We start from the raw sequence: 1,750 nt of genomic DNA, 5'->3' as shown, positions 1-1,750 counted from the left end.
AGTTCTTGCTCGCTTACTTCCAAACCGAGGGCTCTAATTGCATCCGTCGCATTGGCCAACACCAACCGCCGAACGGCAATAATGAACTCTTGGTTCCACCTTACTATTTTGCGCCTGCAGCTCGTTACGTTCTGCATTACTCGCACCCCACAACTTCCAATTTGATGACTGGATTTTACCGTGTTTTTTCACGGCATTCATTACCGTTTGCTCGTGTCCATCAATATTGGCTATTTTGTCGGCGATAACTATTTCCCAGCGTTTTTCGCCACCAGTGTCTGCAAGTTCTTCCAGATACTGATGACACTCGACCCATATTTTCGGGCTCTGTTTTCATCTCGCCAGTGATGATATCGACCGATCCCCAAGACAGTATCGTTCGGCACTGAATTCATTGCGGTTCGCAAAATTCTCGCACCGATACGGACATTCAGATATGGGTCCAACATTGTTTTTGGATCCGTTACATATCCTTTGTGCTGTCCGTAATTTATCTGCATCATGCCGACATCGATGTTCGACTGGCCTGATGCAATGCTGTTTTCCAGAAAAGTCTCAGCCTCTATTAAGCTGTCAAAGTAGTAGGACCCGGTCGCATCTCGGATTGCAAACGGCGAAGGCGCAATGCCCTCTCCCACACCGTTCTTGCTTTCCTTAAGTGCTACGGCAAACAGCAAAAGCGGATCGACACCCTCATTCTCCGCTGCTCGCTCGAAATCCATTGGAAGCTCAAGCGCATTGGCACCTGCCACACCTCCACCCAACGAAAATGCGGCGATTACAATTATTCGCAAGATATACTTCATAGATGTCCGGCTACTTTTTGTGACTTTAGGTACTTAATAGTTACTTTTTGTGATTATTCACTAAGACAAACACAAGGAGATCTTGCCTTAGACTTATTTTCTTGGACCCTACGCCACATTTATGTCAATTTTTTTCGAATTGGAACGCACGTTTATTTTGATTTTTTCGCAAAGAACATCAGCCAATGTATATCGATGCCCACCCCATGGGGTAGATTGATCTGCTTTCGGAGTGAACTAAGAATTTAACTTTCTTTATCCACTAAAACCGTTGGTGTTTTAAGGAGGTTGCGTACAGGACACTGACTTTTAGAAGCGCCCGATAATACGCTGTGCACACAAAAAAAGGCCCACATTCGTGGACCTTTTCCAGACAAAGTATGTCAGTTCAATCGGGACAACCGTCCCCTTGGCACCCCAGAAATGGATCATTTATCACCACACGTTTCTTACGCAGCAAGTATGATAGGGCTGGTCGAGACACCGGATCTACACCGCGCTTGCGCCTCTCTTTTGCTTGCTCATAAGTGTATGGCCGATAGACACTTGCGGACTGCGTCTCGCAGAGACGCTTGTTCCAAGCGTTGAACGTTTCATAGAAATTATCGAGCAGTTGATCGCTGCAATACCGCAACTCTTGTCGAAGTACCTGCTTTGCACTGGCTAAGGTTTTACCCTCGACCACGCCAACAAATGGATGCTCGTCCACACTATACGGACCCGCTATGCGCCAGCCATCAGGGCACTGGTCTCTCGCAGCTGCTTCATTGGCGTTATAACTCTCTGCGATCTCCAAACAGGAACTATCTTCTGAAACAGTCTTGAATTCTTCAGTAGTCTGACATCCTGAAAGAGTAAAGACTGCCAGCAGAGCGCCACCAAGCATCCGATTGTTGAGTAACTTCACTTCAAACATTACGCCTTATCCGTTTTATCATACATTG

2 protein-coding genes are annotated in these 1,750 nt (G+C 46.5%); both read right to left on the bottom strand.

The annotated features are described in order from the left end of the window. Nucleotides 1-248: 248 nt before the first annotated feature. Nucleotides 249-752, bottom strand: coding sequence for a transglycosylase SLT domain-containing protein (locus tag WA429_RS21095; protein ID WP_336107895.1), 504 nt, complete (start codon nt 750-752; stop codon nt 249-251). Nucleotides 753-1,194: 442 nt separating this feature from the next. Further along, nucleotides 1,195-1,722, bottom strand: coding sequence for a hypothetical protein (locus WA429_RS21090; protein ID WP_336107894.1), 528 nt, complete (start codon nt 1,720-1,722; stop codon nt 1,195-1,197). Nucleotides 1,723-1,750 lie beyond the last annotated feature (28 nt).

It is taken from the genome of Thalassospira sp. CH_XMU1420-2 (assembly GCF_037029325.1).
Lineage (GTDB): Bacteria > Pseudomonadota > Alphaproteobacteria > Rhodospirillales > Thalassospiraceae > Thalassospira > Thalassospira povalilytica.
Note: the sequence above shows the minus strand (reverse complement) of the source record. Positions and strands in the feature narration are given on the sequence as shown.